6 protein-coding genes and 1 tRNA gene are annotated in these 6,771 nt (G+C 66.4%); 5 read left to right on the top strand and 2 right to left on the bottom strand.

What is annotated here, in order from left to right:
• Positions 1 to 1,351 precede the first annotated feature (1,351 nt).
• A complete protein-coding gene (locus AB0D12_RS40660; protein ID WP_362694983.1) occupies positions 1,352 to 2,569 on the top strand; it encodes a helix-turn-helix transcriptional regulator in 1,218 nt (405 codons plus the stop codon).
• Between the two features lie 129 nt (positions 2,570 to 2,698).
• Here the strand turns inward: AB0D12_RS40660 and AB0D12_RS40665 are convergent, their stop codons facing one another.
• Complete coding sequence (locus AB0D12_RS40665; protein ID WP_362694986.1) at positions 2,699 to 3,052, bottom strand: winged helix-turn-helix domain-containing protein; 354 nt, start codon at positions 3,050 to 3,052, stop codon at positions 2,699 to 2,701.
• A 192-nt stretch (positions 3,053 to 3,244) separates the two neighbouring features.
• On the opposite strand from AB0D12_RS40665, the gene AB0D12_RS40670 reads away from it, so the two are divergent.
• From AB0D12_RS40670 to AB0D12_RS40685, 4 genes are read left to right on the top strand one after another with little or no spacing between them, the layout of a single operon-like run.
• Positions 3,245 to 3,835 carry a hypothetical protein gene (locus AB0D12_RS40670; RefSeq protein ID WP_362694989.1) on the top strand — a complete coding sequence of 197 codons (591 nt, stop codon included), beginning with the start codon at positions 3,245 to 3,247 and terminating at the stop codon, positions 3,833 to 3,835.
• Between the two features lie 26 nt (positions 3,836 to 3,861).
• Complete coding sequence (repSA, locus tag AB0D12_RS40675; protein ID WP_362694992.1) at positions 3,862 to 5,262, top strand: replication initiator protein RepSA; 1,401 nt, start codon at positions 3,862 to 3,864, stop codon at positions 5,260 to 5,262.
• Positions 5,263 to 5,264: 2 nt separating this feature from the next.
• Positions 5,265 to 5,465: an excisionase family DNA-binding protein gene (locus AB0D12_RS40680; RefSeq protein ID WP_362694995.1), complete on the top strand. Its 201-nt coding sequence runs from the start codon at positions 5,265 to 5,267 to the stop codon at positions 5,463 to 5,465.
• The gene (locus tag AB0D12_RS40685) at positions 5,465 to 6,604 is read left to right on the top strand and encodes a site-specific integrase (protein WP_362694998.1); all 1,140 of its coding nucleotides are present in this window, start codon (positions 5,465 to 5,467) and stop codon (positions 6,602 to 6,604) included. Before AB0D12_RS40680 ends, AB0D12_RS40685 begins: the two co-directional genes overlap by 1 nt.
• Before the next feature lie 74 nt (positions 6,605 to 6,678).
• On the opposite strand, the gene AB0D12_RS40690 is transcribed toward AB0D12_RS40685, so the two are convergent.
• Positions 6,679 to 6,749, bottom strand: a tRNA-Gly gene (locus AB0D12_RS40690).
• Positions 6,750 to 6,771: the final 22 nt, after the last annotated feature.

Raw genomic sequence — 6,771 nt, forward strand, 5'->3', positions numbered from 1 at the left:
GTCACCTTGCGGACCGGTCGCACCCGGCGTACCTGGGTCACCCTGCGCGCCCGTCGCACCCGGGTCACCTTGCGGACCGGTCGCACCCGGCGTACCTGGGTCACCCTGCGCGCCCGTCGCACCCGGGTCACCTTGCGGACCGGTCGCACCCGGCGTACCCGGGTCGCCCTGCGGGCCTGTCGGACCCGTGGGTCCTGTCGGGCCGGTCGCGCCCTTATGGCATCTGCCATTGTCGCCATGGTGTGGCCAGTCCTGGCACTTGTCGTCTCCGCCGCCCGTGCCGCTCGACGCGCTTACGCGTGCGCCCATGCTTTGAGCCGCGGACGCGACCGGACTGACCACCCCGGCCGCCAGGATCAGCGCGAGTGAGGCCATGGTTCCGCCGGCCATCCACCTGGCTCGACGGGGCAGAGGTCCCAGCGGGGACCGTGTCCTGTTGTCAGGACTCATGTACGCGCTCCTCGTTTCGATCGATTGGGGACTCCACGTCCGATCCCAAGGTCGAGCCTGTCCCGTGAGCAGCTGATCGGTCGTCACGCCAGGTCGACACGCAGCGATTATCAGTAAATCGGAGTAATTCCATGCAGGGCTTTGACAAGTGCCTGACACCGCCACCAGCCTCGTACTTGTCCGGGTCCGACGCCATGAGTTCCACCGAACAGTGCGAGACCAACGGCGTCGAGGTCGGTGTAGCGGGTTTGGCCGGTGTCCTGCCCGGTTTGGGGTCGTGCATGATCAGGGGGCCGTACGCTTGCCGGCTACTCGGGCAGGCTTGTCCCCTGCCCGCAATGTGTCCGAGTGGGCCCCTGGTCTTGCTCGACGCGGGTCCCGGATCGGGGAGGTGGGTAAAGCCGTGGAGCCGTCCGTCCCCACCCCCGGCCTGGTTCTTTTCGCCCCCCTTGTGGGCGCGGGCGGGCGACGACGTGCGGCCCCGGTGGCGTAGACATGGAGGGGCAAGCGCGTCGGCGCCCGACCGGCGCCGCCGCGCTGTGCGCGGCACCTCTGACCTCGCGTCAGACTGCTACCGCAGTTCAGGAGGCCGGGAAAGCAGACGCCCCAAGCGTCAACTGTGGTGTTCTCACGAGCTTCCGCCTGTTCTCCGGTGCGCCCTGGTGTCTTTGAAGTCTTCTGGGGCCACTCCGGCGCATGGCGGGACTGGGATGGAGTCGGGCTGTTGTGGCTGTGCTGCGCGGCGGCGGCTGGTCGGGCAGCGAGCGAAGCGAGTACTTGATGAGGTAGAGAAACCTGTAACGGGCCTGCGGCTGGGAGGAGTTCACTCAGCCACTGGCACTTTTACTGACAGCGGCTCCCGTGGCGGTGGGTACCTTCGTAGTGTCGAAAGGAGCCCGTGATGGGGGCCGATCTGAGCACAGGGCAGCGCGTAGCGAGAGCACGGCGACGAATTGGCTGGGATCAAGCGCGGTTGGCCGCTGCTGTTGATCGCTCCGTGAGCTGGGTCTCCAAGATCGAAACAGGTCGTCTCCCACTCGATCGCATGAGCGTTCTCGGCCAGCTCGCTGAGGTGCTCGGCGTAGAAGTGATCGAGCTGACGGGCCAGCCCTACCGCCACGAGAGTCCGGAACTCGACTCAGGCCACGCTGCGATTCCTGGGCTCCGCCTCGCCCTGCAACAGGCAACCATGCCCGGCGGAGCTGCCCTCATTAGTGCTACCGCCATCCCCACGCTGGACGATGTCACTTCTCGCGTAGAGGCTGCCGAGAGTCTGAGGCAGGATGCCAAGTTCACCGCCCTCGGAGATGTCCTTCCGCAGATTCTTCGAGACCTGATTGTTCTCTGCGACGCTCTGGATGGTGACGACGCACGCCGGGCAGAAGCGCTGATGCTCCGGTCGAGTCATATGGCACGGGTGTCCTCGAACCTTCTTGGGCATCACGATCTGGGATGGAGCGCGGTACAGCGAGAACTGGTTGCTGCTGAGCGCGCAGATTCGCCCGTTCTCCAAGCTGCTGCCCGCTGGGATCTCTGTGGGGTTTGGCTCCATGAGGGTGAGCTCACCGCAGCGCGGGACATGGCTGTGCGGGCTTTGGATGACCTGGAGCCGCATATGGCAACGGCCGGCGGATCCGTCCAATCGCTGTGGGGCGCTATGCACCTGCGTGCGGCCGTGGCCTGGTCTCGTCTTTGGGACCGCTCGGAAGCTGAGTCACACCTGACAGAGGCCCGTCGAGTGGCTGCTGATCTACCCGACGATGGCAACGTCTTTCAGACGCAGTTCAACGCGGTGAACACGGAGATTCACTCGGTGGAGATCAGTCTGGAGCTGGGTCACCCGCGTGATGTGGTGTCGCGCGCTGAGCTCGTCGACGTCATGCACATCGCCTCTGGCGAGCGGCAGTCTCACTTCTGGGTCTGCACTGCTGCTGGGCAGATGATGAATGGCAAGGTTGGTCCTGCGGCTGAAGCGATCTTGCGCGCCGACGCGATCGCTCCCCAGCACGTCCGGAACCGGCCGATCGCTCGGAACCTTGTAGACGATCTGCGGTCGAGTGACAGGCACTCGCGTGCGGAAGAAGTCCGGCGTCTTGCTGGACGAATGAAGCTGAGTTGAAAACGACATCTGAGAGGGGGAAGGCTGCCGTGAAGGTCGCGGACAGGGCACGGTTATTAGTCGAACTGCACGAGATCAGAAGGAAGCTGGCTGAGGCGGGTCAGCGAGTGGACCGCCTGTCTTCTTCCGTCAGGACTCGTGAGCCTGGCCTTCAAGGCGGTCGAGCCGCGAGTTAATGAGGTCCAACGCTGCCTTGATCTCGGCGAGTTCGCTGACCATCTGAGTGTCTCGCTCGGAATCGGCGCCCGGCGAATCGCTAGCGATGAAGGTGCCGCGCCCTTGCTGGCTGACGATCAGCCCCTCGTCGCGCAGGACACCCAAGGCATGCCGGACAGTCATCGGCGCAACGCCGTACCGTTCAGCCAACTTGGCGTTGCCGTCGAGCTTCTGCCCAGCCCTCAGCAGACCGGCGGCAATCTTGCGCCGTAGATCGTCGGCTACCTGCGCGTAGGCGCTTCGAGGGTCGTCAGGGCTCACGGTCACGTACCCAGGTTACCTAAGTGACCTAAAGAAATCTGCCCCAGGGCTGCAAAGGCCTTGCGCTCCCACATCCCCGTACTAATCTAGGTAACACAAGAGAAGCTAGACAGGTTCATTCGGCTGACCCGGAGGGCGACGCACCTACCGCCAAGCAGTTTCGCCGCCCTCCTTCGTCCCACGAAGGGAAGTTCCATCATGCCTGCGACGCTCACCACCTCGCACACTCTGGCCCTGGTCTCACCGGTCGTCGCCAAGCCGTTAACGGCTCCGCTGTCGCGTACGGATGATGCGGTGGTCGTCTCGTCGCCGTGCATGACGTGCGGTGTGGCCGTGGACGGCTGGGGCTGGGTCAACTTCGGCGGCCGTGGCGTACTGATGCACGACGTCGACGAGGAGTCGGTGCCCTGCCCGATCGCCCGGCCGATCGACTGGGCCACAGGTCATGAACTGCCTTCCATCGACACGGCGGGCCTGTCGGACATCGAATGGATCACCGCCCTGTACTGCTCCGACTTCGTACTCAAGTCGCGCCCTCCGGCCGTGCGTCTCGCTGCTCTGATCGCTGAGGGGCTGGCTCGGGTCGGCTACGCGGAGATCGCGGAGAAGGCATCACAGCTGCGGGAGTTCTGGGACCACTGCGAGGCGGGCACCGACACCAGCGCCGTATGGGGCACCTACGCGGACCGCTTCGACCGCACCCGCATCATGCAGTCCTCATTCGAGATCGAGCGCTCGTTCCGCGCGCTGGTCAAGCACTTCACCCCGGCCGTGGGGGTAGCTGCGTGACCCACTTTGCTGTTTCCCCGGCGGCCGTGGCTGACACTGCGGCCGCTGTGGGCGTTGATCCCATGACCCTGGCGGACATGCTGAGGGTCGCCAACTCGCCCGGCTTCGAGCGCTGGCAGGAACAGGTCCGGCGTACAGGTGGCTGTGCCAACCCGATCCATCTCAGCGGCCACTCGCGGACCGTGGACACACGGACGGGGGAGTTCTTCGAGTACTCCACCAGCAGCGAACCCGGCGGACGGTTACGGATCGCCTGCGGCAACCGCCGGGCCTCGCGCTGCCCTTCCTGCGCGTGGACCTACGCGGGGGACACCTATCACCTGATCATGGCCGGACTGGTCGGCGGCAAGGGCATCCCTGCCACGGTGGCCGAGCGCCCTCGCGTCTTCGCGACGCTGACCGCTCCTTCGTTCGGGCGCGTCCACAACCGGCCCGACTCCGGCCGCTGCCGCTGCGGCACTGCCCACAGCGATGACGACCCCGCCCTGGGGACAGCCTTGGATCCGGAGCGCTACGACTACGCCGGGGCAGTGCTGTGGAACAACCACGCGGGCGCACTGTGGCAGCGCTTCACCATCTACCTCCGCCGCGAAGTCGCTGCCCGTGCGGGTCTCACCCAAGCTGCGTTTCGGGACCATGCCCGGATCTCCTTCGGGAAGGTCGCAGAGTTCCAGAAGCGCGGAGCGGTCCACTTCCACGCCATCGTCCGCATCGACGGATCAGAGGGTCCCGAGTCTCCGGCTCCGGCCTGGGCCACGGTCGAACTCCTCGATGACGCGATCCGCGCCGCCGCAGCACGGGCCACGGTTCCGGTGGCTGGTGCCGGCCGATTCCCCGCCCGGACGCTGCGCTGGGGAACACAGCTCGATGTGCAGCCCATCGGCGCACTCGACGACCAGGACGATGTCACCGAACAGGCCGTTGGTGCCTACGTCGCCAAGTACGCCACCAAGGCAGCAGAGACGACCGGCACCCTGGATCGCCGCATCGGAGAGCTGCGGGAACTCGACTCGCACCCCGAACTGCCCGACCACACCCGACGACTGATCGAAGCCTGCTGGGACCTAGACCCGGACTATCCCGAAAGGCTGCTCGCGCACTGGTCTCACATGCTCGGCTTCCGCGGGCACTTCTCGACCAAGACACCCCGCTACTCGACCACCCTCGGAGCCCTGCGCGGTGCACGGGCCGACTGGCGCGCCCAGCAAGAACGCCGGGAACGCGGCCTGCCAGACCTCGACCAGGACGACGACACCACCGAGGACACCACGCTGGTGCTCGCGCATTGGGAGTACGCCGGACAAGGACACACACCCGGCGAATCCTGGCTCGCCGAGACCATCGCCAACGAGATCAAGCAGAACCGCGAACTCGCCCGGGAGCTCCGCGCCGAACTCGGCACGTCCGACGCTGAGGGGGAGTGGTGACCATGGACCGACTGCTCACCGTGGACCAGGTCGCCGATCTCCTCGGCACCACAGTCCGGTTCCCCCGGCGGCTCATCGAGGAGCGCAGGATCGAGTACGTCAAGGTCGGCCGTCATGTTCGCATCCCCGAGAGGGCCGTCGCGGACTTCATCCAGGCCAACACCGTTGCGCCTTCCGCGCGGCGGCTGAGGAGCGTGGCCTGATGGCAGGCAGGAAGCGGTCGTTCGGCCGTGTCCGCAAGCTTCCTTCGGGCCGCTATCAGGCTCGCTATCCGGCGCCTGATGGCATCGACCGCCCGGCGCCGCACACGTTCCGTACGAGGCGGGGAGCGGATGACTGGCTGGCCGAGCGCCAAGCTGAGCTGCGCGCGGGGGACTGGACTGACCCGGACGCCGCTCGGGTTGCTTTCGGCTCGTACGCCGTGACCTGGATCACCGAGCGGGGTATCAGCGCTTCGACCGGCGACCTGTACCGGTCGCTCCTGCGGAACCATCTCGCGCCCACCTTCGACCGCGTCGCCCTGGCCGATATCACTCCGGCCATGGTCCGCGCGTGGCGGGTCGCTCGCCTGGACGCGGGTGCCGGCGCTTCCTCGGTCGCCAAGTCGTACGCCCTCCTTCGGGCCGTGCTCATGACCGCGGTTGAAGACCGGCTCATCCGACGGAACCCCTGCCGCGTCAAGGGCGCGAGCGTCGCTCCCACTCCCGAGCGACCCACAGCGACTGTCCAGGAGGTCTACGACCTCGCCGAAGCGATCCAGCCCCGGTACCGCGCCCTCGTCCTCCTGGCGGCCTTCACGGGGCTCCGCTGGGGCGAGCTGATCGGCCTCTGCCGCCGCGATCTCGATCTCGACGCGGGCACCCTGCGCGTGCGTCGGAACGTGGCCGAACTCCACAGCGGCAAGCAGCTGGTGAAGGAACCCAAGAGCGCGGCGGGCAAGCGCACCGTGGCGATCCCTTCCGTGATCGTGACCGATCTCGCTACGCACCTTGCCGTATTCGCCGAGCCGGGCCCGGACGGCCGGATCTTCATCGGGGCCAAGAAGGCCACGCCTCGGCGCAACCACTTCAACAAGCTCTGGCGCATAGCGTGCAGCCAGGTCGGGATCAAGGACCTGCACTTTCATGATCTTCGGCACACGGGTAACACCCTCGCCGCTGCGACCGGAGCCAGCACCCGTGAGCTGATGACCAGAATGGGCCACAGCACGGCCCGTGCCGCGCTGATCTACCAGCACGCAACCGCCGAACGGGAGCGGCTGATCGGCCAGGCCGTGAGCGCTGTTGTCGAGCAGGCACGGAAGCAAGATCCCAAGCCGAACGGGCACGCAGCGGGCACATAGGCCGAATTGAAGTCCGGAAACGCATCAGGGCCAGGCTGGAGGATGAACCTCTGACCTGGCCCTGGGCCATCAAGAGCGGGCGACGGGAATCGAACCCGCGTAGCTAGTTTGGAAGACTAGGGCTCTACCATTGAGCTACGCCCGCAAGCACCGCACCGCAGGTCACG

The sequence above is a fragment of the Streptomyces sp. NPDC048479 genome (assembly GCF_040651435.1).
Classification (GTDB): Bacteria; Actinomycetota; Actinomycetes; order Streptomycetales; family Streptomycetaceae; genus Streptomyces.